This window comes from Paenibacillus rhizosphaerae, assembly GCF_014192015.1.
Classification (GTDB): Bacteria; Bacillota; Bacilli; order Paenibacillales; family Paenibacillaceae; genus Paenibacillus_AQ; species Paenibacillus_AQ rhizosphaerae.
Genome location: NZ_JACHXJ010000004.1, coordinates 17,899 through 42,584, shown reverse-complemented (window position 1 = coordinate 42,584; position 24,686 = coordinate 17,899). Strand labels below are relative to the sequence as shown.

The following is a 24,686-nucleotide window of genomic DNA, read 5'->3' as shown; positions in this document are numbered from 1 at the left end:
CTTACTTCGCCCCCTCAACGAGCTGGATGAACGAAGCCGGCTGCAGACTGGCACCGCCAACGAGCGCGCCGTCGATGTCGCTTTGTCCCATATATTCTTTTACGTTCTCCGGCTTCACGCTGCCGCCGTACTGAATACGAACTTGAGCCGCTACCTCTTTGCCGTACAAGCCTTCAACCAGGCTGCGGATATAAGAAATGACTTCGTTGGCGTCCTGTGCAGTCGAGGACTTTCCGGTTCCGATCGCCCAGATTGGCTCGTAAGCAATAACCACTTGAGCCGCCTGTTCTGCGGACAAGCCTTGGAACGCGGCTTCCGTCTGCACTTTGCACACGTCTTTCGTTTGGCCGGCTTCGCGCTCTTCCAGCTTCTCGCCGACGCACACGATTGGAGTCAGGCCATGACGGAATGCCGCTACAACCTTTTTGTTCACGGTCTCGTCGGTTTCGGCAAAATATTGCCGGCGCTCGGAGTGCCCGATAATGACATAGTCTACGCCGAGGTCTTTCAGCATCACGCCGCTGATTTCTCCGGTGAACGCACCATTGTCTTCAAAATGCAGGTTTTGCGCACCGATCTTGATCGATGTGCCTTTCACGGCTTCCACCAAAGCGGGAAGGTTCGTGAACGGAGCGCAGATAACGCTCTCCACGCCTTCGACTTCCGCTTTACCTTTGACTTCTTCGATAAAAGCTTTGGCTTCCGGAACGGTTTTGAACATTTTCCAGTTGCCGGCGATGATAGGTGTTCTCACACTTTTCACTCCTTTTTTGTCCTTGCGGGTCCGTACGTTCCGCGCTCTTTAGGGCGCTTCTCGCTTATTTGTCGTTCAGTGCCACGACGCCAGGAAGCGCCTTGCCTTCCATGAATTCAAGGGATGCGCCGCCGCCGGTAGAGATGTGATTCATTTTGTCAGCAAGATGGAATTTCTCTGCCGCTGCCGCCGAGTCGCCGCCGCCGATGATGGTGTAGCCTTCGGTTTGGGCGCAGGCTTCTGCCACTTCACGCGTACCGTTGGAGAAAGGATCGATTTCGAATACGCCCATCGGTCCGTTCCATACTACAAGCTTGGAGTTCTTGATGATCTCTGCATATTTGGCACGGGTTTTCGGTCCGATGTCCACGCCTTCCCATTTCTCAGGGATGTTGCCGACTTCGACGATGTCCACGTTCGCCTTGGCGCTGAAATCGTCCGCGATGACGATGTCGACCGGAAGCAGGAAGTTTTTGCCGAGATCCTTCGCTTTTTGGATAAATCCGAGCGCGACATCCAGCTTTTCATTATCGCACAAAGACAGACCGATTTCATAGCCCTGTGCCTTCATGAACGTGTAGGACAGGCCGCCGCCGATCAGAACGTTATCCGCGATGTTCAGCAGGTTATCGATAACGTCGATTTTATCCTTAACCTTGGAACCGCCGATGATCGCTGTAAAAGGACGCTCTGGGTTGGACAGTGCCTTGCCGAGTACGGAAAGTTCCTTCTCCATCAGCAGGCCGGATACAGCCGGCAGGTAGTGGGCGATACCTTCGGTCGAAGCGTGCGCACGGTGAGCGGCGCCAAACGCGTCGTTTACGAACAGGTCAGCCAGCTCAGCGAACTGCTTTGCGAGTTCCGGATCGTTTTTCTCTTCGCCAGGGTAAAAGCGGACATTCTCAAGCAGCAGCACGTCGCCGTTGTTCAGCTTCTCCACTTGCGCTTTGACCGTGTCGCCAACCGCTTCGTCAGCCTTTGCAACCGGTTTGCCCAGCAGCTCGGACAGACGCTCTGCCGCAGGCGTCAGACGCATGGACTCTACCACTTCACCTTTCGGGCGTCCCATGTGGCTGGCCAGAATTACTTTCGCGCCATGCTCGATCAGGTAATTGATCGTTGGCAGCGTCTCACGGATCCTTGTATCGTCGGTAATTTTGCCGTCTTCCAACGGCACGTTAAAATCAACGCGCACAAATACGCGCTTGCCGTTTACTTCTACATCACGTACAGACTTCTTGTTCATCGTATTGTTTCCCTCCGCACCCAATATTTTTAACAGGACAGCCTCATCGGCCCCGTGGTTCAGCATGTTAGGAATTCGGGCGATTTGTCCGCGAAATTCACTAAATTTACAAAGAGCGGAAACACAAGATGCCTGTTTCCGCTCGGGATGTTTTCGCTATGGGACGGCCGTTATTACTTAGCGATCTTAGCGAAGTATGCCAATGTGCGAACCAATTGGGAAGTGTAAGACATTTCGTTGTCGTACCAAGCAACGGTTTTAACCAGCTGTTGGTCGCCAACAGTCAACACTTTAGTTTGAGTAGCGTCGAAGAGCGAACCGAAGGTGATGCCTTTGATGTCGGAAGATACGATTTCGTCTTCAGTGTAGCCGTAAGTTTCTGGATCGGAAGCTTCTTTCATTGCTGCGTTAACTTCGTCAGCCGTTACTTTGGTGTTCAGAACTGTAACGAGCTCAGTCAGGGAACCTGTTGGTACAGGTACGCGTTGAGCGGCACCGTCCAGTTTGCCTTGCAATTCTGGAAGAACCAGACCAATCGCTTTTGCAGCGCCAGTGGAGTTAGGAATGATGTTCTCAGCAGCTGCACGCGCACGACGGAAGTCACCTTTTGGATGCGGAGCGTCCAGGGTGTTTTGGTCGCCAGTGTAAGCGTGGATCGTTGTCATCAAGCCTTGAACGATACCGAACTTGTCATTCAGCGTTTTGGCCATAGGAGCCAGGCAGTTCGTTGTGCAAGATGCGCCGGAGATCACTGTCTCTGTTCCGTCCAGTGTTTCATGATTAACGTTGTACACGATCGTTTTCATGTCGCCTGTAGCCGGAGCGGAGATCACTACTTTCTTAGCTCCACCTTTCAGGTGTTTCTCGGCAGCTTCTTTCGTTGTGAAGAAGCCTGTGCACTCGAGAACGATGTCTACGCCAAGGTCGCCCCAAGGAAGTTCTTCAGGGTTGCGGTTCGCCAGAACCTTAACTTCTTTGCCGTTCACTTTGAAGAAGCCGTCGTGAACTTCGATGTCTCCGTTGAAAGTGCCTTGCGTTGTATCATATTTGAGCAGATGGGCCAACATCTTAGCGTCAGTAAGGTCGTTGATGGCTACAACTTCGATGCCTTCCACATTTTGAATACGGCGGAAAGCGAGTCGTCCGATACGTCCAAAACCGTTAATGCCTACTTTTACACTCATTGAATAGTCCTCCCAAAAGTTCGTATTTTATTTATTCAAAACAGGTAGATACCTGTCATGACATCAAAAGGAATGTTGTTTACTCGCTGTCAATTTCCCGGCAGATCTCGATGGCGGCCGCTTCGTCAACCACCAGAATGTCCTCGTGGCCGAACTTAAGCACCGCATGGATCGCTTGGGCCTTGTTTCGGCCGCCCGCAATGCCGATGACGGTCTCGGTCCGCATAATATCCTCCAGCCGCAGCCCCAAAGTCATCATTTTATGAACGACAACGCCTTGTTCATTGAAATAGTAGCCAAAGGATTCGGCTACGGCTCCTTCCGACCGGATCTCTTCCACGGCGGCGGGATCCAGCCTTCTGCGGCGGGTCATCTCCATCGCGTCCCCGATGCCGTGCATGATGATGCGGCAGTGCCTGATGGCCTGCACAATCTCCTGGATGTTGCGGTCCTGTACCAGCGATTGATAAGCTTCATCGCTTAAGAGGTCCGGCACATGCAGCAGCCGGTACTGCGCGCCGACGCGCTTCGCCATGGTGGATGCGATCGTGTTCGCCTGAAACTCCACGCTTTCGCCCAGTCCGCCCCGTGCCGGCACGAACCAGCTGTTCTTCATCGACACGGCCGCCTGCGGCGTCAGCTGCTCCGCCACTTCAGCGAGCGTCGAGCCTCCGGTCACCGCTACGGTGTCCCCTTGGTTCATGACGCCAAGCAGCGCTTTGGCGCCCGCACGTCCCAAATCGCGCTTCGTGAGCGGCGACGATTCGCAATCCCCAGGCACGACAACGACTTTGCGCAAGCCGTACGTCCGGCGGATCTTCTCGCCCAGATCATTGAGACCGAACAGCACTTTTACCATCGGCTCCATCTGTTCGAGCAGCTTGCTTCCCGCCTCGCTGACCCTCATCCCAGAGCTCTCGATCTCGATCAGGCCCTGGGACTTGAGAAGATCCGTCTCGGCCCGCAGCACCCGTTCCGTCATATGCAGGGATGCGGCGAGCGTTCTCCGGCCGATCAGCTCCGAGAGCATGATCTGGTGAAGAATGGTGTATCTGGTCTTGAGAACGTCCACGAGATCAGGCAGAAGCTGCTTTTGTATCTCTAATATATCCCGCATTTCTTTCCACTCCTGCAACTTCGCTTCCCTCTCTCCCCTGGCCCTAAAATGTCCCGGGTCAACGTTTTAAGTCCCACCACTATTCTACTCAATAATGGCGCTGGTTGCAAGTAGTCCACTGACTATAATTCACATCCTCCTTTCCGCTTATACAGGATTTACCTGCTCCAAAAAAATTAATAACTTAGCTCTTGCATTTTGAGGCAAGTTATCATATAATAACTCTTGCTATTGAATTTTGCGCCCGTGGTCCAATGGATATGACGTAGGCCTCCGAAGCCTGAGATCGAGGTTCAATTCCTCGCGGGCGCGCCATTTTATTCAATAGAAGAGAACGCAGAACGGCGACCGTTCTACGTTATGTTTTTAACCAAAGACACTACAGCCAATCAGATGGCTATTTTTTTTACCCCGAGTTTGACTTTCTTTGACTTTTTGTTTGAAATTGTTTATCATGTGGTTAATACGGTAACAGTATGTATAGAATGACCTATTTTGAGCCAATTAAGGGAGGTTTTCCACGTGAGTTATATTCCTATGGTCGTCGAACAAAGCAACCGCGGTGAACGGGCTTACGACATCTATTCCCGTTTGCTGAAAGACCGCATCATTTTCCTGGGCACCGAAGTCAATGACGTGGTCGCCAATTCTATCATCGCCCAGCTGCTGTTCCTCGCAGCCGAAGATCCGGAGAAAGACATCCATTTGTACATCAACAGCCCCGGCGGATCCATTACGGCCGGTATGGCGATATTCGATACCATGCAGTTTATCAAACCGGACGTATCTACAATCTGCGTAGGCTTGGCCGCTTCCATGGGCGCGTTCCTGCTGAACGCCGGCGCCAAGGGCAAACGCTTCGGCCTGCCGAACAGTGAGATCATGATCCACCAGCCACTCGGTGGTGCGCAAGGCCAGGCTACGGATATCGAAATCCGCGCCCGCCGCATTCTGAAAATGCGCGACACCTTGAACCGCATCCTGTCCGAACGTACCGGACAGCCACTGGAGCGCATCGAGAAAGACACCGACCGTGACTACTTCATGAGCGCAGCTGAAGCGCAGGAATATGGACTGATCGATAAAGTTCTGGAAAGCACTCCAATCCAAGGCGTGTAAATCATCACGGCTTTGGAACCAGAGTAAAACAGGGAATCTCCCCGACTCGATCCGCTTAGGGATCACCGGGAGGCTCCCTGTTTTTTTTGTTTTGCCAGGCGCCGCGCAGGATGAGGCGAGCTTCATAGAGCATGATTCTCATAAGCATGACCACATCAATATATTGATGTATTATTCTTAATACGCGTCAAATATCATCTACATATTGATTTCCAACGGCATAGTATATATAACATATTTTCCCCTCTATACCAGTCAATTCGGTGTAGTTTTACGATGATGGGATTTCATATTCAGCGAGGCTGAACCGGCCCGACCAAGCAGCATGATTTCTTCTCGAAAAAAGGCAACGGCTACGTGCGCGCGATCAACATCGAGCCGCTGTCCGACGAGACGGCTGTCGCCACCAAGCAAAAACAGCCAAACCCCCGTTTTAGTTTAACGGGGGTTTGGTCGCATAAAGCATCCCTTGAGGACCGTTGACCGGCTGCTCGTTGGGATACATCGTTCTATATCGTCTGACTCTGCTTATATCATCTCGGCTGCTTCGGCTTCTTTATTTCGCCGCTTCGAACGGATCCGTTCCCTTTGGCAGCAGGTCGCTGAAGTTAAACGTATACGTCGGGAAGCCGGCGGCATATGGCCCGATTTCATACTGCTGGAAGAAGATCGTCAATCCGCTCTCCTTCACATAGTAGTCTGCATCCTTTTTCAGACCGTTAAAGCCGTCTGTGAAGCCGTCTTTGGTCGCTCTTTGCTTCAGCAGTTTGTCCAGCTTGGTCTTGGCGTCGGCCGAATTGTGGAGCAGGCTGTCGAGCGTCAGCTGTTTGCCGTCCTTCAGCGAGAACGTAAATCCTTCGCGAGCCGTCATGCCATGAGCTCCGCCTGTGTATTCATAAGCGTCCGTCACGATGCTCAGGACGCCTTGGCGGTTGTAAGTGACCAGGAAGGTTCCGTCAAACTCATACGGGTGCTCCACCTTTGCGTCGCGCTTTTCCGCTTTGGCCTTGGCTTCTGCAGCGAATGCCTCCGCCTTGTCTTTAAATACTTTGTTGATTGTCTCCTGGGCGTCCGCATTAGCCAGCCCGCTTAACTGAGGATAGCGGATCAGAATCGTTGCATTAGCGTCGCTCGCCTTGATGAGCTCGGTGGAGATCGTCACCTGGTTCATCTGGCGCTTGGACAGGCTCAATGTTTTGGAAGAAGCATTATACACGCCCTGAAAGCCCATATAGTCGTTCAGCAGTTTGAAAGGGACATACAGCTTGCCGTCGATCAATTTGCCCTCGTAGTTATTCGAATTGTCACCCACATAGCTTCCGTTGATATAAGCGCTGACCCCGTATTCGGAAACCTCCAGGTTCAGCTTCGTTACCCCGGATCCGACGGTGTACGTCTTGATACCCGGATTATAAGACAGCGGCAGACCGGCGGCATCGCGCAAAATGGACACCGGAATCATGGTGACCCCGTCCACCAATTTCCCCTGCAACGATAACACCTTGCCGTTATATTTCAACGCCACTCCCGGCTGCGCAGCCGGCTTCACGACCGGTTTTGTGGCTGCTGCCGATACCTGTGAACCTCCGAACACGCCGGCATTTCCGATCAACACGCCTGCGGCCAGCACCGCGGCTCCCCATTTCATTCCCTTATTCATCCCTATCAAATCTCCTCTCCAAACATTGCTGCTTGTGCTAGTCATATGATTTATTACCCACATTCACCACTTCCCTATTATAAAAAAGACCTCGGCCGATTTGTTTACAACCGGGGTTACAGTATTGTCGTTTACGCCAGCCAAAAGTATAACTCTCTTAACCTTTGTGTCCTTCCTGTGTACAAGGTCACAATGAAGCAGTCACGAGCATGGTCTGCCTGCGCAATCCGGATAAGCCGGATATGCTGCCCAGCAAAAAATCGCCCTGTTCCAGACCTCAACCACTGGGGTCTGGAAACAGAGCGATTTGCTTGGATTGCTGTATTTATCTGGTGACCAATATTACTCCCGTCCGCTCTTCAGCTCTGTCCAGTAGCGGTCATAGAGCTGCAGTGTATCCTTTACATCGCCGAGCCATTCCGTCCGGCTCAGCTCTTCTTCGGAAAGGTTGATCATATGGTTGTTCCGGTATTCCTCGCTGTGGAACTCCATCGCTTTGACGTTCGGATCGCTGTATCCGATCGACTCATAGTTCTTAGCGCTGACCTGCGGATCGAGCATGTAGTTGATAAACTTCTCGGCGAGCTCTTTATGCTCGGCCCCTTTCGGGATCGCATAGTTGTCCGAGAAAATCGTCCCGCCCTCTTTTGGCACGACGTATTCCACGTCCGGATTGTCCTTCGCGATAAAAGCGGCGTCGCCGGACCATACCGTTCCGATCCAGCCTTCCTCCTGAATCATCTTCTGCTTGATGGTATCCGTGTCGAAAGCAAGAACGCTCGGCAGGAGCTTCTTCAAGTCGTCCACGGCCGATTTGATTTCGCCTTCATCCTGGGAACTGTTCGAGTGCCCCTGCTTTTTCAAGGCCATGCCAATCACTTCGCGGTTGTCGTCCAGCAGGAGGACCTTGCCCTTGTATTTCGGGTCCCACAGATCCTCCCAGCTGTCGATGGTGTCCTTCACGTATTTTTTGTTATACGCGATACCCGTTACGCCGGAAGTGTATACGATCGAGTATTTATTGCCCGGATCAAAAGCAGGGTTCTTCAGCGATTCCTGAATGTTCGCGAAGTTCGGAATGTTGTTCATATCCAGCGGTTCCAGCAGATTGTTCTCGATCATCGTCCGGACCATGTAGTCCGAAGGCTGGATCAAATCGTATCCGCCGCCGCCTGCCTTGATTTTGGCCAGCAAATCCTCGTTGTTCGCATAGTTGTCATACGTAACCTTGACGTTGAATTTACTCTCGAAGTCCTTGAGCACCTGCTCGTCAAAATTGTCAGCCCAGCTGTAGATATGAAGCGTCTCCTTGGAAGATGAGCAACCTCCCAGGGATGCAACCGACACGAGGGCGAGTGCCCCAGCCAGTACGAGACCGGCGATACCCTTTCTTTTCACAGTAACATATCTCCTCTCTTTCTCCTTATAGCATGTAGTCCAGATCTTGTAGTTCAATCGTTCCATATCTTGCAGCTGCGTTAAATCGGCAGCATTTTATGCTTCTTCTGGCCTTTGCCGCGGTTGAGGAAAAACTGCGCCAGCAAAATCAGCACGACGCTCACCACGATCAGCAGTGTACACAGCGCGTTAATTTCCGGCGAGATTCCCCGCTTCACCTGGCCGTAGATGTAAATCGGCAGCGTAGTCGAGCTTGGCCCGGCCACGAAGAAGCTGACCATAAAGTCGTCCAGCGACATCGTAAACGCGATCAGCGCTCCTGAGATGACGCCCGGAAAAATTTGCGGCCACGTCACATGGCGGAACGTCTGCCAAGGGGTGGCGCCAAGGTCGGAGGCCGCCTCCTCCAGCTGCTTGCCCATTCCCGCAAGGCGGGCCGTCACGACGACATAGACATACGACATGCTGAACGTAATATGAGCGATGATAACCGTCGCTTTACCCAGCGGAACATGCATCTGGTTGAACAGCACCAGCAGCGACAGCCCCATAATGATATCGGGAATAATGACGGGCAGGTACATTAGCCCGTTCATGCTGCCCTTCCATCGCCGGCCAAGCCCCCGCAGGGACAAGGCGCCGACCGTCCCGAGCAGCGTCGCCACGATCGTGGAGACGATCCCGACGGTCAAGCTGTTCATGAGCGCTTCGAGCACGTGGTCATCGGTCATCAGCGAGGCGTACCAGTCGAACGTGAATCCTTCCCAGTCTCCGCTGAGCCTCGTGTTATTAAATGAATAAATAATAATCAGCAGGATCGGCACATAAATAAAAATCATCATCAGCACAGAGTGAATCCCCAGCAGGGGGTGACTTTTCTTCCTCATGCTCTTCCCTCCTTCGCACGGTCCGCCCGGGACTGCATTGCCCGGTTAAACAGCAGGATCAGAATGAGGGACGTGATCACAAAAATCACGGACAGCGCCGAGCCAAACGGCCAGTTTCGCGCCCCCAGGTACTGCTGCTGGATGATGTTACTGATCATCGTCGACTTGGCCCCGCCGAGAATGTCCGTAACGACGAACATCCCCGTCGTGGAGACGTAGACCAGCACACAGCCGGTCATGATCCCGGACTTGCTCTGCGGCAGCGTAATATGGCGGAACGCCTTCCAGCGGGTAGCCCCCAGGTCGCTGGCCGCATCCAGCAGCCGCTTGTCCATCTGCTCCAGCGCGACGTAAATCGGCAGCACCATAAACGGAATGAAGTTGTAGACCATGCCAAGCAGCACTGCGCCTTTGGTATACAGCATTTGCAGCGGCTCCTGAATCCATCCAAAATGGATCAGCAGCGTATTCACCACGCCCTGCGTGCGCAGCAGCAGCACCCAGGCATACGTCCGGATCAGGAAGTTGATCCAGAACGGAATCGTGATCAGCACCAGCCCCCAGGTCTGCACCTTGGGAGACGCATTGGCGATAAAATAAGCGAGCGGGTAACTGACCAGCAAGCATACAAAGGTCGTCACCACCGACAACACCAGCGTATCCCAATAGATTCCAAGATACAGAGAGTCGAAGAAGGTTTTATACCCGTTGAGCGAGAAATGAAAGACAACATTGCCCAGCGTGTCGCGACTCATCAATGACATGACCACGACGATCACCATCGGGACGAGCAGAAACAGCGCCAGCCACAGCAGAACCGGCGTAATCAGCAGCTTGGATCGTTTCATGCCCCGATGACCACCTCATCCCGCGGATTCCAGTCCACCCCGATCCGTTGGCCCATCTTCCAAGCCATCTCATCTTCGAAGTCCAGGGCGATCGTCACCATCATCGGTTCGCCATCGAGCTGGACGGTAAGCTTATGGACGTTGCCAAGATACAGCACATCCTGAATCACTCCGGTCTTGCGGGCCCCCTCAGTTTCCCGACTTGGGCGCAGTTTTTCCGGACGTACGGCAAACAGCTCGGAACCGGAACTGAAAATGTTGTTTTCTCCGACGAAGGTCGCGGCGAAAAGCGTCTTCGGCGCGGCGTAGATCTCCTTCGGCGTGCCGACCTGTTCGACTTTGCCGCTGTTCATGATCACGATCCGGTCGGACAGCATCATTGCTTCCTCCTGGTCGTGCGTAACATAGACAAAGGTGATGCCCAGCGAGCGCTGCAGATGCTTCAGCTCGGACTGCAGGCTCTTGCGCAGCTGCAGGTCGAGCGCGCCCAGCGGCTCGTCGAGCAGGAGCACTTTGGGCTTGTTCGCGATCGCTCTCGCGATGGCCACCCGCTGCTGCTGTCCGCCGGACAGCTGATGCGGATAACGCGAAGTAAGCGCGGTTAGCTGAGTCATCTGGACGGCTTCAGCAACCCGTGCTTTTTGCTCTGCCTGGGGCAGCTTTTTCATTTTCAAACCGAAGGCGATATTGTCTCCGACGGTCATATGCGGGAACAGCGCGTAGTGCTGGAACACCAGGTTCAAGTCCCGCTGGTTAGGCGGAAGCTTCGTGACGTTCTGCCCTTCCAGAATGATCTCGCCGTGAGTCGGCTGTTCGAATCCGGCAATCATGCGTAGTATGGTCGTCTTACCGCAGCCGCTAGGCCCGAGCAGAGTCAGGAATTCCCCTTCTTCAATGTTCAGTGACAGCGGATGCACGACAACTTGTCCTTCAAAATGCTTCTCAATCTGGACAAGTTCAATCATATGCATCAACCCCTTATCCATTACTAAGAAAAAAGCCATATCCATGGGTATGGCTTTTTCGGTAAATTATAATTCTCCGTTACGATCAACGGAAGTTGTCTATAACTGTTGCTGCATGTACAATTTTTCGCATATTCACTATAACGTTTTTTGACCCGTGGTACAATACCTTTCTGCGTTTTCCCGCTGGAAAAGGGGGGATCAGGACCCACATCTGCGCAAAAAGCCGCCGCTTCAAGAGACGTCTGTCCCCAAAACGGCGGCTTGGCTCGGATCAAATCAGCCCGTTCTTATTTCATTTCGTACTGCACACTCACCTGCGTCGATACTTTCACTTCGCCAGGCTCAACCGAGGTGGCATTGCCAGCGCTGCTGTCTGCAGTCATTTTAGCCATGGAAGATTCGGCATAGATGATCGGGTTCTGCGCATCGCCTTGGCTTACGACCAGGACGACACCCAGCTGGCGCTTAGCAGCCTTGGCAATCGCGCCCGCTTTCAGATCAGCGTTAGCCATCGCTTTCTCAATCACTTGTGCCTCATATTGGTCACGGTTCTCAACAGAGAACTGTACGCTCTCGATGTTGTTGGCGCCGGCACTGGAAGCGGCATCAAGCAGCTGTCCAACCTTGGACAGGTCGCGGTACGATACCTGCAGCGTATGGTGAGCCGTATAGCCCGTCACTTTTTGTCCGTCCTTCTCGTTGTAGGTGTAGTTCGGCTGCACATAGAAAGTCGTGCTCTTGATATCCTTGTCTTCGATTTTCCACGTCGTCTTCAGCAGCGCGGTAATTTTTTGGATTTTGTCTGCCGTTGCCTTTTGCGCGCTTTGTGCCGTTGCCGCCTGCGAATCCACCCCGATCGACAAGTATGCGATATCCGGTTTGACCGAGATCTCACCCTTGCCCACAACGTTGATGACATTGCGCTGTACATCCTGGTCCGCATAGACGGTGGTCGAGCCAGCCAGTCCGGTCACGCCCGCGCCTCCGGCCAAGAGCGCTCCCGCGATCAGCACGGAACCTACCGGTTTGAGCCATGTTTTCATTACCTTCAGCCTCCCTTTTTATACTTCCAGTGTATCCATATAGCCGAAAGCGCAAGCGCGGCCGCCCTTACCTTCCAACTGTATTTGTCTACTAGACGTAGGGGGCTGTTAAATGTTGCACATCTTAGAAAAATAATCTTATGCCTACAAAACGATCAGCTGACGATCGATTTCAAGTGGCTCTGCGCTTCCTTAATGCCGGCCAGGCTCTGCTCATTGTTCCCGAGGAGGGACTGCAGTGTCGCCGACAGCTCCTGCAGTGTAGCCGACGTTTGCTCGTTCACCGACGCAAGATGCGAAGTGGACTCGTCAATGGAACCCGAGAACGTATCCACTTCGTGAATCAATCCGCGGTACCCGTCCGAAATCTGCAGCAGTCCGGCCACCGACTCTTTAATGGATTCAAAGGCTTCGTACGTCTCATGCGTCATCTCGCTGCTCTTCTGCATTCGCTCCGCCACTTGATCCATCCGCATCAGGGTGTCGCTCATCAGTTCGGAGAAGCTGTGAAGCTGGAGCGAAATTTTCTCCGCCGAGTCCGAGGCATTCTCCGCCAGTTTGCGGATTTCCCGGGCGACCACGGCAAAACCTTGCCCATGTTCGCCTGCCCGTGCCGCCTCGATGCTGGCGTTCAGCGACAGCAGGTTGGTCTGGTTCGCAATCTCCTGAATGGTCTGGCTGAACTGCGTCGTTTCATGCACCTTTCCGGTCAAGCTTTGGATATCCTGCGACATGGCGCCGATTTCTTCCTTGAATTCGATAATCGCTTCGTTCAGCTGCTCCACCTTGTCCTTGCCGGATTCCGACAGCCGGTTCGCCGTACCTGTCCGGCTCAGCAGTGTTTCCGTCGAGCTGGACATCTGCTTGATCATCTCGTTCATCCGCTTAATGGACTCGTTAATGGCATAGGTGGAATCCACCTGGGAGGATGCCCCGCCCGATATTTCCTGAAAAGCGGCGTTCATCTGCTGGAACGAGGCTGTGTTATCCTCGACCGCTTGCGTCAAGTCATCGATGCTGCCGGTCACCGCAGCCACGCTTCCCAGGACATGTTCCTTTTGTTCCTTCTGCTCGGCCAGCAGCCGCTCGGTCTGATCGCTGGCCGCTCTCATATTGTTCATCAAGGACCGGGTCACCCGCAGCAGCAGGAACACCATGACGCATACAAGCGCATACATGATGATGATCGCTGACGGTCCGTCTTTGGAACCGGTTCCGAGCTGAACCGCATCGGCCTTTTGCAGGCACAGGTAGAGCATCAATCCCAAGCCGTACAGCATCGTGATTGAGGTTAATACGATACGCAAGGTGATCAGCGCCAAGACGAGCAAATAGTATATGGAAAACAAGCTGCTCGGGCTGGAGGAATTCACAGCCTGAATGAGGATCGTCAGAGCCACCCCCGTAATGGCAATAACCGCCGCCTGGTGAATCAGCTTACGCCGGACTTGGCTGTACACCATCACCAGCAGAACCACCAAATCAATCAAAAAGCTTACGTTGTTGAGACTCGTCAGATCGCCGAGGCTTCCCAGCTTGATCGTGGACACGGCCATCAGCGTCGAGATCAGAATCGCGATCAGCAGAATCCGGTTTCTGCCCATCGCGTCCCGCTCCGCGATCGTCAGCCTCCGTCCTTTCCCCGACCCTTCAGCATCCTCTGTGTTGGTTGTGGTACTGTTCCATTTCCCCATACGTTGACCCCTCTTTATTAAAATAATGAATCCGGGCTTCCCCGCTGCCGCCCCTTGCATGACGGCTATAGCTATGATATCGGATGCCGGATTTATTTTTATAAGAGCCAAATCGTCCCAAACCACGCCTGACAGCAAAAAACAGCCCGCTCTCCCAAGGAGAAACGGACTGCTTTGTGCAGAAAATGGCCTCCGCGCCGCATCAAACGCAGCCGCAGGGCCCATTCTATAATTGTTTATTATTGGTTTTCAAGCTCTTCTTTGCCCACCAAGTTGACTAAAGCGGTTACAGCCTGTTCTGCGTCCGCCCCTTCAGCACTGATGTTTACTTCCGTACCCGAGCTAATGGCAAGGCTCATAATTCCCATGATACTCTTGGCATTCACCTTTTTATCATCTTTTTCCACGAAAATTTCAGACGAGTACTTATTCGCTTCTTGGACGAACAATGCTGCCGGTCTGGCATGGAGACCCGTTTTCAAACGGACAACTACCGGGTGCTTTGTCATGGAAACTTACCCCCTATTAGATCAATCTGTATAGCTCACACACATCACATTTTATAACATTATACCATTATACCATGAAGGAAACTAGAAGAAAAAAGGCTCAGCCGCCACGAATCTTCTCGGCCATTTCGTCGATCTTGCGCAACCGGTGGTTTACGCCGGATTTGCTGACGGTGCCCTTCAGCAGTTCACCGACTTCCTTCAGGTTCATATCGGGATGGGCCAATCTCACTTCGGCCACTTCCCGAAGTTTGTCCGGCAGATTATCAAGGCCCACTTCCTTCTGTAGCAGCTTGATGTTATCGATTTGCCGGACGGCGGCCCCGATTGTCTTGTTCAAATTCGCGGTTTCACAGTTTACGATCCGGTTGACCGAATTCCGCATATCCCGCATGATCCGCACATCCTCGAATTTGAACAAGGCCTGATGGGCCCCAATCAGGCTTAAAAATTCAATGATTTTCTCGCCTTCTTTAATATACAGTATGAACCCCTTCTTGCGCTCTATACAACGGGCGTTCAGATGAAATTCATTGGCGAGATCTACAAGGGCCTGGCAGTGCTCCTCATACATTGAGGCGATTTCAAGATGGTATGACGATCCCTCCGGATTGTTCACGGAGCCCCCCGCCATAAAGGCACCACGTAAATATGCCCCTTTGCAGCATGGCTTGCGGACCAAATCCGGATGAATGTGCGATGTGAACAGGAAGCCCTCGGAGACAATCTTCAGCTCCTTCAGTATTTCCTGAACCTGTGCAGGAATACGTACGATGTACACATTATTTTTCTTCAAACGCATTTTTTTACGCACAAGGAGCTCGGTATGCGCCTGGAAATGCTTTTTGATCAATGTGTAGATACGTCTGGCGATGGCCGCATTCTCTGTCGATATATCCAGAATAACCTTTTTATTGGAAAGCTGGACGGCCCCGTTCATCCGGATCAGTGCCGACAATTCAGCCTTTTCGCAGCAGGGCTCTGCTTCGATCAGGGTCAGTTCTTTTTTAGTCAGCGCCGCAAACGACACGGGACTCACCTCTTTCGTTTAATCCAATTTTGAACCAGCTGGTAAATATGTCGGCTCAGCTTATCGGCGTCATGGCGCAGATAGGTCCGGAACAGGACCAGCGTATCGGCGATAACCTTATAGCCGAGACTGGTGACCTCATCGTAATCGAGCTCCACCGGCTTTGCGCCCTTCTCGGCATATTTGTCCTGCACCTGGGTCGGAATTTCGCCGCTGTTCACGATGACATAATCGAACAGATGCTTGCCGACATGGTCATATACCGCCTGAAGATGGTCGCTTACGGTGTAGCCGTCCGTCTCCCCGGGCTGCGTCATGACGTTGCACACGAAAATCTTGATCGCGTCCGAAGACATAACCGCTTCGGCCAGCTTCGGAACGAGCAGATTCGGCAGAATGCTCGTATATAGACTTCCCGGGCCGATCAGGATGGCATCCGCCTCCCGGATGGCCTCGGTCGCTTCCGGAAGCGGCTCAACATGGGCCGGCTCCAGAAACACCCGCTTGATCCGCCCGCCGGCTTCCGGAATTTTCGACTCGCCGGTCACGATGGTGCCGTCCTCCATCTCTGCGTTCAGGATCACGGCTTCGCCCGCCGCGGGAAGCACCCGCCCCCGTACGGCAAAAACGCGGCTGAGCTCGCGCACAGCCGTTACAAAATCACCGCTGATGTCGGTCATGGCCGCCAAAATCAGGTTCCCCAGGCTGTGCCCGGCCAGTCCCGAACCGCTGGAGAACCGGTATCTCAGCATTTCCGACAGCAGCGGCTCCACGTCGGCCAGTGCCGTCAGGACGTTTCGGATGTCCCCTGGAGGGGGCATCTGCAGCTCGCTGCGAAGGATACCCGAACTCCCTCCATCGTCTGCTACGGTGACGACAGCCGTGATGTCTAGCGGCATTTCCTTCAGTCCCCGGAGCATGACCGACAGTCCGGTGCCCCCGCCCATCACGACGATCCGCGGACGGTCACTTCTTTGTTCTGCCACTGTCATCACTTCCACTCTCTTTAATGCCGATCACGTTCAGAATCCCGATGGCTGACGGAGACCGTCTCAGTCTCGCTGGCTCCCAGCATTTTGCCCAGGTACTCGGCGATCGCCACCGAGCGGTGCTTCCCGCCCGTACAACCGATGCCGATGATTACCTGGCTCTTGCCTTCCTTACGGTATTGGGGAATCAAGAAATGCAGCATATCCAGCAGCTTCGTCAGAAAAGCCTGGGTTTCAGGCCACTTCATGACATAGTCATACACATCGCTGTCCTGACCGGTGTGTGGACGCAGGCTATCCACATAGTGGGGATTCGGAAGAAAGCGGACGTCAAAGATCAGATCGGCATCGATCGGAATACCGTACTTAAATCCGAATGAGGTTACGTTGACCGAAAGGGTATTGCTTTCCAAATGGGAAAATCTCGAGATAATTTTGTCCTTCAATTGTCCCGGCTTCATATTGCTCGTATCGAGCACCACCGTGGCCGAGCTCTTGAGCTCTTCCAGCATTTTGCGCTCCAACCGGATGCCGTCCAGCGGCATGCCCTCCGGCGCAAGCGGATGCCGCCGGCGGGTCTCCTTGTAACGCTGCACGAGGACCGAATCGGTCGCCTCCAGGAATAGAATTTCGCAATGAATCGTGAAGTGGTCCTTAATATAATTCAATGATTCGGATAAGGCCGTAAAGAACTCCCGGCCGCGCAGGTCAATGACCAGCGCCACCTTCGCGATTTTCCCCTTCGATTGTTCAATCAGTTCCGCAAATTTGGGAATGAGCACCGGCGGTAAATTATCCACGCAGAAAAATCCCAAATCCTCCAAGCTTCGTACGGCCAAGGATTTACCTGCCCCCGACATGCCTGTAATAATAATCAGGGTGGCCATGGCCGACGCAGTATTATTCTCTTCCAGCATCAGCTTTCCCCTCCCTTATGGAATATGGGCCCGACATTACTTGGTATACCCAGGTCACCCCTCATTTTAACCCGCGGGTGACCTTTACCTAATCCCCTTACGAACGGAGCAGCAAACCGGCTGCGCCGACGATGCCCGCATCGTTGCCGAGCTCGGCAGGAAGGATCGATACCCCGCGCTGCAGCGGTTCCGGCGTCAGCTTCGCATAAACTTCCCGAACTTCGTTAAACAAGATGTCTCCCGCCTTGGATACGCCGCCGCCGATAATGAATACTTCCGGATTCAGAATCGCCGCTACCGCAGCCATCGACTTGCCCAGGTAGAAGGCGGCGCGGTTCACGATCCGCAGCGCCACTTCGTCGCCGGCTTTGGCTGCGTCAAAGACTTCCTTCGCCGCGATATGCTCAACCATCGACAGGGAAGTGCGGTCCCCGCGCTCTACCGCATCTTCGGCCATACGGATAATGCCAGTTGCGGAAGACACGGTCTCTACGCAGCCCATTTTGCCGCATCCGCACTGAATGGCTTCCAGATCAGGCACGACGGAGATATGTCCCAGCTCGCCGGCAAGTCCGGAAAAGCCTTGATAGATTCGGCCGTTAATGATGATGCCGCCGCCTACACCGGTTCCGAGCGTATAGCATACGCAGTTGTCGATGCCGCGTCCGGCACCGCTCCAAGCCTCTCCAAGCGCGGCCACGTTCGCGTCATTATCTATTTTGATCGGCTTGCCAATTTTTTGCTCCAGAATGGAACGAATCGGTACATCCCGGAAACCTACGTTCGGCGCGAGGATGATGATCCCTTCACGGACGTTGGTAAATCCGGCAACCCCGGCCCCGACGCCCGCCAGCTGATCCCAGCTGTAAGGGGACTGCTCTACGATATGGCGCACATATTTCTCAATATTGTTGATAACCGTATCGACGCCTTTATCTGTTTCCGTGGGACCTTCATACGTTTGAATCAGCTGTCCCGCTTGATTGCAGATGCCCACTTTAATGGTCGTTCCGCCCAAGTCGACACCGACGTAGATTTGCTCAGACATGTTACAAGCCACCTTTTTTCCTCAATAATAGTTTGCTCCTACTGTACCAACTATAATTGAAGCCCTCTCTCCGGTCAAGAGAAGCGGGCCTTACCCGAAAGTGGGTCCATCGCTTCTGTTAGAAGGCTTGCCGGACCTAGCCCCAATATGAAAACCCTGTAAGAAAAACGTCTATCGACGTACCTTCAAAGAAGACAGACCACGCTGCTTCCTGATCTCGCAAGAAAAACCTCCTTTAGACGAAGCTCCGAAACTTATACTTTCTGATCTCTTCAAAAAAGCATGACAATTGTCACCCCCATTCCATGACAGAGTCCACTAACGAAGGCGTGCCCCCCTCGTCTATCATAACGATAGATCAGTCAAATACGGATTCACCTGATAAATAGGAGGAAATGCGAAGTGGAACATATTGCCGAACTGCAGCATGTCACGAAACGTTTTGGAAGCAAGGCCGCGGTCGATGACGTTTCGTTCACGATTGACAAAGAATCCATCGTGGCCGTCCTGGGGCCGAACGGCGCCGGGAAAACGACGACGATCTCGATGATGCTGGGACTTCTCGAGCCTACGGGCGGCTCTGTCCGGCTGTTCGGGCAAACCCCGAAGCAGCCGCAGGTCAAGCAGCGAATCGGGGCGATGCTTCAGGATGTCAGCGTGATCGACGGCCTGAAGGTGCGCGAAGTGCTGGCCCTGATCCGCAGCTATTACCCCCGGCCGATGAGGCTGGAGGAGCTGGCCGCCCTGGCCGGGTTCACCGAGGAAGACCTGGGTAAACGGGCGGAGAAGCTGTCCGGCGGCCAGAAACGGAGGCTCGGATTCGCCTTGGCGCTGGCGGGGAATCCCGATCTGCTGTTCTTCGACGAGCCGACCGTCGGCCTGGATACGCCGGCACGCCGCTCCTTTTGGGAGCAGGTCCGAGCGCTCTCGGACCGGGGCAAGACCATCGTCTTCTCCACGCATTACCTGCAGGAGGCCGAGGACGCCGCGGATCGCGTGATTCTGTTCAATCACGGCAAAATTGCCGCCGACGGCACTCCGCAGGCGATTACGGCCAAGCTGACGAGCCGCTCTGTGACCTTTACCACCGATACAAGGTCGCCTGAGGGCCATGCTCTGACGAGTGCCGATATCGAACGGCACATCCTCGAGCGCCTGCTCCCGGTTCCCGGCGTCCACGACTGCGCCTCTCAGGACGGCCGCTGGACCGTCACGGCAGACAATACCGATACGGTGCTGGCTGCGATTTTCCGATACCATCTTCCGGTCCATGATATCCGGACCCAGCAGGGCCGGCTGGACGACGCTTTTGAAATCATGATCCAAAATGACGACACACAGGGGGCTGTTTCCTAATGCAGATGTTATTCATGCAGTGCCGGGCCGAAATGCTGCGGATTATCCGCAATCCGTACTACGTCTTTTGGTCCCTGCTGATGCCGATCGTGTTTTATTTCATTTTTACCCGTCTCGTCAATTCCGGCATTGAAGGCGCCTCCGAGTGGCAGGCACGTTACCTGATGTCGATGACTTCCTTCAGCGTGATGGGCTCGGCGATCATGACGCTGGGCATCCGCATGGTCCAGGAGCGCACGCACGGTTGGTCAGTCTTTATGCGGATTACCCCGCTGCCTTCCAGCATTTATTTCTTTGGAAAAATGTTTGGCCAGATGGTCATGCACATGTTCTCTATTATTGTTATTTTTACTGCAGGCTTCCTTATGAACGGCGTCCATTTGTCGGCCGGTCAGTGGGTTGGCAGCGGACTGTGGATATGGCTCGCCTCCATCCCCTTCCTGGCCTTGGGCACCCTGGTCGGGACGATAAAAAGGGTCGATACCGCCAGCGGCGTCAGCAACATGGTGTATATGATTCTGGCGATCGTGGGCGGCATGTGGTTTCCGATCGACAGCTTCCCGGCCTTCCTGCAGAGCCTAGGCAAGTGGCTGCCCTCCTATAACTTTGGAAGCGGAGCCTGGGATATTGCCGCGGGTCATTCCCTCAGCTGGCCGCCGGTATTGATTTTGCTGGGATATCTCATCTTGTTTATGGTATTATCCACCTATATACGAAAGAAACAGGAAGCGGTGTAATGCCATTGGCACGTCGAAAAACAGAGGTTTTTCCAAGGGCTCTCGGGTTTTCCCCCTATGTATGGCTCGTGTATATAGTCATTCCGTTGTTCAACATGGCCTTTGAGCGCGGGATCAAAATGGTGCTTGGCTACGCGATGATCGTGGTCTTTATCGTATCGTATCGTCAGCTCTTTTTCTCCGAAAGGCTAACGGCCTTCTGGCTTACCGTTCAGATGGTTATTATTGTGACGTTGTCTTTGTTCTACCTCCCTTTTTATTCGTTTATGGGCTTTTTTACCGCCAACTTTATCGGTAATTATCAGGATAACCGGAAATTCAAGATCGCTTTGGCTGCCTTCGCGGCATCCATCCTGCTCCCGATCCTCGGAAACGTTCGTCATCTGACGGTATCGGACTACTTAACGCTCGTTCCCTTTATTATGATTATGTTGATGACCCCCTTCGGCATGCGTTCCATGAATCTGCGAAAGCAGCTGGAAGTGCAGCTGAACGAAGCCAAGGAGCAGATCGAAAGTTTGGTCAAAAAGGAGGAGCGGCTGCGTATTGCCCGTGACCTTCATGATACGCTGGGACATACGCTGTCCTTGCTTACGTTAAAAAGCCAGCTGGTCCAGCGGCTGACGGACAAGGACCCCGAGAAGGCGCGGCTGGAAGCGCGTGAAATGGAGGAGACTTCCCGCGCGGCTTTAAGACAGGTGCGTGAGCTCGTGGCCGATATGAGGACGTTGACGGTGGCGGAAGAGATCGAAGAAGTGCGCTCGATTTTGCATAGCGCCGATATCGCCTTGGATTGCGACGGGGATACGCGCCTGACTGGGATTCCCGATCTGACGCAGAACATTCTCAGCATGTGCCTGAAGGAAGCAGCGACCAACATCATCAAGCACAGCCGGGCCACAGCATGCGGCATTACCATTCGGCAGGGAAGCTCCGACGTCCGGATGGTCATTCGGGACAACGGCGTCGGCCTGGAGGAAAGCGGGCTGTCTACGAGCCAGGGCAACGGGCTGAAGGGCATGTCCGAGCGGCTGGCATTGATCGACGGAACGCTGGAGCTGTCGTCTTCCGGCGGGACCGAGCTCATCATTACCGTGCCGATTATCATGAAAGGGAAGGGGAGTGTTACGGCATGATCCGTATTCTGATCGCTGAAGACCAGCGTCTGCTGCGGGGCGCTCTCGCTTCGCTGCTCGATATGGAAGAAGATATGGAAGTGGTGGGCCAAGCCGGCGACGGCCAGGAGGCCCTGGACCAGATCCTGTCATTACAGCCGGACGTCTGTCTGCTGGACATCGAAATGCCCGTCATTACCGGGCTTGAGGTCGCCGAAAGGCTCAAGGCGCAGATGACGGCTTGTAAAATCATGATTTTAACGACGTTTGCTCGGCCGGGTTATTTTGAACGGGCCGTCAAAGCAGGCGCCTGCGGATATTTGCTGAAGGATGAGCCGAGCGAAAAGCTGGCCGAAGCCATCCGGCGGGTCATGGCCGGCCACCGTGAGGTCTCGCCCGAGCTCGTCTTCGGCTCGTTCCGGCAGGAAAACCCGCTCACCGCGCGGGAGCGCGACATTTTACGGCTGATTGCGGAAGGCAAGACGGCCAACGAAATTGCGGCGATCCTGCACCTGTCGCACGGCACCGTTCGGAACTATATTTCCGAAACGCTGAACAAACTGTCGGCCAAAAACCGGATCGAAGCCATTGGAATCGCCGAACAGAACGGTTGGCTTTAAGAAGGACAACAGCAAGGCCATACTCTTCAAAAACACGATCGGGGACCGGCTCATGCAGCCGGTCTTTTTGCGCCGGTGCAAAAAGAGTTCCCTTTCTCGGATACGAGTCCTGAGTGATCTGTACCCGCGTCGCCTTCTTCCAGCTTCAAGCCGGATAATAGATGACCATGCTTAATCTCGTCAGTGAGCCGCCGGAATTATGGTATGTATGCGGCCGGTCGGCCTTGAACCGGATCGAATCACCGTTCCCGATGGTGTGCTCGCTGTTGTTCACACGGACGGTCAATTCCCCCTCGTACACCGTAATGTACTCCTCCGTTCCCTCACCATGCGATTCTGAAGCGAGAAAGCCCCCTTTATCGATCTCGACCGCGTACATCTCGAAACGCCGCTCCTCATCAAACGGGAAATAAGGATAGACCCGGTATTTGCCGTTGTCTTCGGATAGCTGCTGGACTTCGCTTTTCTGAATCACTTTAGTGTCGGGCTGGGGGTGATTAATCAGCGACGTGAATGAAATTTTCAGACCGTTGGCGATTTTCCAAATGGTTGTGATCGTCGGGCTTGATTCGCCCCTTTCGATCTGGCCGATCATCGTCTTGCTGACCCCCGTAAGTTCCGCTACTTTTTCCAAACTGAGCTTTTTGTTGTCGCGGATGCTCTTCAAGTTTCTCGCGATGATTAGATTAATCTCTTCCATGGCACACCTCTTCCAATTGATTATGTACAATATAGCGGTCATAATGTACAATATGATGCATAAATGCGTTATAGCGTATTTTTCGGACATGATAACATACAAGCGGAGGAGACCCAAAATGCCTGTATTTTCGTTTCTGGTCTATATTGTAGTGAGCACCTTTACCCCGGGCCCCAATAATTTCATGGCGATGCTGTTTGCCCACCGGTATGGTTTTCGACGAACGATCCGATTCTGTCTGGGCGTTGGCGCCGGTTTTTTTGTCGTTGCGCTGCTGTGCAGTTACTGCAATCTGCTGCTTAAACATCTCATTCCCGGCATCCGGTGGTGGATGACGATTCTGGGAGCGGCCTACATGCTGTATCTCGCCGTTAAAATCATGTTCCACCGCAAGAAAGCCGCGAGCAGCGGAGAGGACAAAAACAACCGCTTTCTGACGGCGGTGCTGCTGCAGTTTATCAATCCCAAAGGAATATTGTACGCCATAACGGCCGTATCGACCTTTATTCTCCCGTACCACTCTTCCCATCTGGCCTTGATCAGCTTCTCTTTGTTTATGGCATTGTTGAGCGTGATGAGCACCTTCTGTTGGAGCATGTTCGGCTCCATATTTCAGCGATGGCTGTCGGCGTACCAAACCCCGTTTAACGTCGTGATGGGCCTGCTTCTCGCATACAGCGCGGTTTCCATCTTAATCGAATAACGCTCTCCCCTTCTTATGTAAAAAGGAGCCGTCCCCGGCTCCTTCTCTATGTTCGTATTGATCGGCTTTACAGCGTTTCGCTCCAGTCATGCACCATGCTGCCTTCCAGGAACTTCTCGCAGTCCATGGCGGCCATGCATCCGGTACCGGCAGCAGAAATCGCTTGACGGTAACGCACGTCTTGCACATCGCCGCAGGCGAATACGCCCGGGATGTTCGTTTCGGTCGTTCCCGGCTTCACCTGGATGTAGCCGATTTCGTCGGTCGTAATCTGGCCGTCGAGGAACTTGGTGTTCGGCGTATGGCCGATCGCCACGAAGACGCCGTCCGCTTCAATCAGCTCTTCTTCGTTCGTTTCATTGTTGCGGACCTTCAGTCCCTTCACGCCGTGCTCGCCGGCCACAATTTCAAGCGGCGTGCGGTTAAGCGACCATATGATTTTTTCGTTATCACGGGCGCGGTCCTGCATAATTTTGGACGCTCTCAGTTCTTCTCTCCGGTGAACCAGCGTAACGCTGGAGCCGAAGCGGGTCAGGAAGCTGGCTTCCTCCATCGCGGAGTCCCCGCCGCCGATCACGACGATCTTTTTGCCGCGGAAGAAAAATCCGTCGCATGTCGCGCATGTGCTGACTCCGCGTCCGACGTTTTCCTGCTCGCCCGGAATGCCCAGGTATTTGGCCGAGGCGCCTGTGGAGATGATCACGGATTCCGCCTCAATCTCTCCCATGCCTTCCACGGACAGCTTGAACGGGCGCTTGGAGAAATCGACTTTGTTGACCCAGCCGGTTTTAAACTCGGCACCGAAGCGCTCCGCCTGCTTGCGCATGTTGTCCATGAGCTCAGGGCCCATAATGCCTTCCGGGAACCCAGGGAAGTTCTCCACCTCAGTTGTGGTGGTCAGCTGTCCGCCGGGCTGCATGCCTTCGATAACCAGCGGCTTCATGTTGGCGCGTGCCAGATAAATCGCGGCCGTCAGGCCGGCAGGTCCTGTTCCGATAACGATGGATTTGTACATTAGAATTGCCTCCTTTTCGAACGGAAATG

At 53.7% G+C, this 24,686-nt stretch carries 24 protein-coding genes and 1 tRNA gene; 7 read left to right on the top strand and 18 right to left on the bottom strand.

Annotated features, from left to right (window positions below; all coding sequences use genetic code 11):
- Position 1: 1 nt before the first annotated feature.
- From tpiA to FHS19_RS22330, 4 genes are all read right to left on the bottom strand, one after another.
- A complete protein-coding gene (gene tpiA, locus FHS19_RS22345) occupies positions 2–754 on the bottom strand; it encodes a triose-phosphate isomerase (protein WP_183584042.1) in 753 nt (250 codons plus the stop codon).
- 64 nt (positions 755–818) lie between these two features.
- On the bottom strand, positions 819–2,000 hold the full coding sequence (locus tag FHS19_RS22340) for a phosphoglycerate kinase (RefSeq protein ID WP_183584041.1): 1,182 nt from the start codon (positions 1,998–2,000) through the stop codon (positions 819–821).
- A gap of 173 nt (positions 2,001–2,173) precedes the next feature.
- The gene (gene gap / locus FHS19_RS22335; RefSeq protein ID WP_076173156.1) at positions 2,174–3,184 is read right to left on the bottom strand and encodes a type I glyceraldehyde-3-phosphate dehydrogenase; all 1,011 of its coding nucleotides are present in this window, start codon (positions 3,182–3,184) and stop codon (positions 2,174–2,176) included.
- 79 nt (positions 3,185–3,263) lie between these two features.
- Positions 3,264–4,301 carry a sugar-binding transcriptional regulator gene (locus FHS19_RS22330; protein ID WP_183584040.1) on the bottom strand — a complete coding sequence of 346 codons (1,038 nt, stop codon included), beginning with the start codon at positions 4,299–4,301 and terminating at the stop codon, positions 3,264–3,266.
- Between the two features lie 240 nt (positions 4,302–4,541).
- On the opposite strand from FHS19_RS22330, the gene FHS19_RS22325 reads away from it, so the two are divergent.
- Positions 4,542–4,616 (top strand) — tRNA-Arg (locus FHS19_RS22325).
- A 207-nt stretch (positions 4,617–4,823) separates the two neighbouring features.
- Positions 4,824–5,420, top strand: a complete 597-nt coding sequence (gene clpP / locus FHS19_RS22320) for an ATP-dependent Clp endopeptidase proteolytic subunit ClpP (RefSeq protein WP_076173158.1) — start codon at positions 4,824–4,826, stop codon at positions 5,418–5,420.
- A gap of 556 nt (positions 5,421–5,976) precedes the next feature.
- Here clpP and FHS19_RS22315 read toward each other — a convergent pair.
- From FHS19_RS22315 to FHS19_RS22260, 12 genes are all read right to left on the bottom strand, one after another.
- Positions 5,977–7,080 carry a PdaC/SigV domain-containing protein gene (locus FHS19_RS22315; RefSeq protein ID WP_183584039.1) on the bottom strand — a complete coding sequence of 368 codons (1,104 nt, stop codon included), beginning with the start codon at positions 7,078–7,080 and terminating at the stop codon, positions 5,977–5,979.
- A gap of 342 nt (positions 7,081–7,422) precedes the next feature.
- Positions 7,423–8,478 (bottom strand): ABC transporter substrate-binding protein, encoded by a 1,056-nt coding sequence (locus tag FHS19_RS22310; protein ID WP_312887297.1) that lies wholly within the window; start codon positions 8,476–8,478, stop codon positions 7,423–7,425.
- An 80-nt stretch (positions 8,479–8,558) separates the two neighbouring features.
- Entirely contained in the window at positions 8,559–9,365 is an 807-nt protein-coding gene (locus FHS19_RS22305) for an ABC transporter permease (protein WP_183584037.1), read from the bottom strand.
- A complete protein-coding gene (locus tag FHS19_RS22300; RefSeq protein WP_183584036.1) occupies positions 9,362–10,213 on the bottom strand; it encodes an ABC transporter permease in 852 nt (283 codons plus the stop codon). Before FHS19_RS22300 ends, FHS19_RS22305 begins: the two co-directional genes overlap by 4 nt.
- Positions 10,210–11,184, bottom strand: a complete 975-nt coding sequence (locus FHS19_RS22295) for an ABC transporter ATP-binding protein (protein ID WP_281382574.1) — start codon at positions 11,182–11,184, stop codon at positions 10,210–10,212. The genes FHS19_RS22300 and FHS19_RS22295 overlap by 4 nt, the downstream gene beginning before the upstream one ends.
- Before the next feature lie 284 nt (positions 11,185–11,468).
- Complete coding sequence (locus tag FHS19_RS22290) at positions 11,469–12,224, bottom strand: SIMPL domain-containing protein (protein ID WP_183584034.1); 756 nt, start codon at positions 12,222–12,224, stop codon at positions 11,469–11,471.
- A gap of 155 nt (positions 12,225–12,379) precedes the next feature.
- Positions 12,380–13,918: a methyl-accepting chemotaxis protein gene (locus FHS19_RS22285; RefSeq protein ID WP_183584033.1), complete on the bottom strand. Its 1,539-nt coding sequence runs from the start codon at positions 13,916–13,918 to the stop codon at positions 12,380–12,382.
- Between the two features lie 239 nt (positions 13,919–14,157).
- A complete protein-coding gene (locus FHS19_RS22280; RefSeq protein WP_076173171.1) occupies positions 14,158–14,427 on the bottom strand; it encodes an HPr family phosphocarrier protein in 270 nt (89 codons plus the stop codon).
- A 100-nt stretch (positions 14,428–14,527) separates the two neighbouring features.
- Positions 14,528–15,457 (bottom strand): DNA-binding protein WhiA, encoded by a 930-nt coding sequence (gene whiA / locus FHS19_RS22275; RefSeq protein WP_183584032.1) that lies wholly within the window; start codon positions 15,455–15,457, stop codon positions 14,528–14,530.
- A 5-nt stretch (positions 15,458–15,462) separates the two neighbouring features.
- Positions 15,463–16,449 carry a gluconeogenesis morphogenetic factor MgfK gene (mgfK, locus tag FHS19_RS22270; RefSeq protein WP_183584031.1) on the bottom strand — a complete coding sequence of 329 codons (987 nt, stop codon included), beginning with the start codon at positions 16,447–16,449 and terminating at the stop codon, positions 15,463–15,465.
- 14 nt (positions 16,450–16,463) lie between these two features.
- Positions 16,464–17,363, bottom strand: a complete 900-nt coding sequence (gene rapZ / locus FHS19_RS22265) for an RNase adapter RapZ (RefSeq protein ID WP_076173174.1) — start codon at positions 17,361–17,363, stop codon at positions 16,464–16,466.
- A gap of 97 nt (positions 17,364–17,460) precedes the next feature.
- Entirely contained in the window at positions 17,461–18,411 is a 951-nt protein-coding gene (locus FHS19_RS22260; protein ID WP_183584030.1) for an ROK family glucokinase, read from the bottom strand.
- A gap of 402 nt (positions 18,412–18,813) precedes the next feature.
- Between FHS19_RS22260 and FHS19_RS22255 the strand changes: the two genes are divergently transcribed.
- The 4 genes from FHS19_RS22255 to FHS19_RS22240 are packed head-to-tail and all read left to right on the top strand — an operon-like array spanning position 18,814 to position 22,239.
- Positions 18,814–19,767 carry an ABC transporter ATP-binding protein gene (locus FHS19_RS22255; protein ID WP_183584029.1) on the top strand — a complete coding sequence of 318 codons (954 nt, stop codon included), beginning with the start codon at positions 18,814–18,816 and terminating at the stop codon, positions 19,765–19,767.
- Positions 19,767–20,504 carry an ABC transporter permease gene (locus tag FHS19_RS22250; RefSeq protein WP_183584028.1) on the top strand — a complete coding sequence of 246 codons (738 nt, stop codon included), beginning with the start codon at positions 19,767–19,769 and terminating at the stop codon, positions 20,502–20,504. Before FHS19_RS22255 ends, FHS19_RS22250 begins: the two co-directional genes overlap by 1 nt.
- Positions 20,504–21,640: a sensor histidine kinase gene (locus tag FHS19_RS22245; RefSeq protein ID WP_183584027.1), complete on the top strand. Its 1,137-nt coding sequence runs from the start codon at positions 20,504–20,506 to the stop codon at positions 21,638–21,640. The genes FHS19_RS22250 and FHS19_RS22245 overlap by 1 nt, the downstream gene beginning before the upstream one ends.
- Positions 21,637–22,239: a response regulator transcription factor gene (locus FHS19_RS22240; RefSeq protein WP_183584026.1), complete on the top strand. Its 603-nt coding sequence runs from the start codon at positions 21,637–21,639 to the stop codon at positions 22,237–22,239. The genes FHS19_RS22245 and FHS19_RS22240 overlap by 4 nt, the downstream gene beginning before the upstream one ends.
- A 145-nt stretch (positions 22,240–22,384) precedes the next feature.
- Here the strand turns inward: FHS19_RS22240 and FHS19_RS22235 are convergent, their stop codons facing one another.
- Entirely contained in the window at positions 22,385–22,939 is a 555-nt protein-coding gene (locus FHS19_RS22235) for a helix-turn-helix domain-containing protein (RefSeq protein ID WP_183584025.1), read from the bottom strand.
- 118 nt (positions 22,940–23,057) lie between these two features.
- Here FHS19_RS22235 and FHS19_RS22230 point away from each other — a divergent pair, with 118 nt between their 5' ends.
- A complete protein-coding gene (locus tag FHS19_RS22230; protein WP_183584024.1) occupies positions 23,058–23,642 on the top strand; it encodes a LysE family transporter in 585 nt (194 codons plus the stop codon).
- Between the two features lie 67 nt (positions 23,643–23,709).
- On the opposite strand, the gene trxB is transcribed toward FHS19_RS22230, so the two are convergent.
- Positions 23,710–24,657, bottom strand: a complete 948-nt coding sequence (gene trxB / locus FHS19_RS22225; RefSeq protein WP_183584023.1) for a thioredoxin-disulfide reductase — start codon at positions 24,655–24,657, stop codon at positions 23,710–23,712.
- Positions 24,658–24,686: the final 29 nt, after the last annotated feature.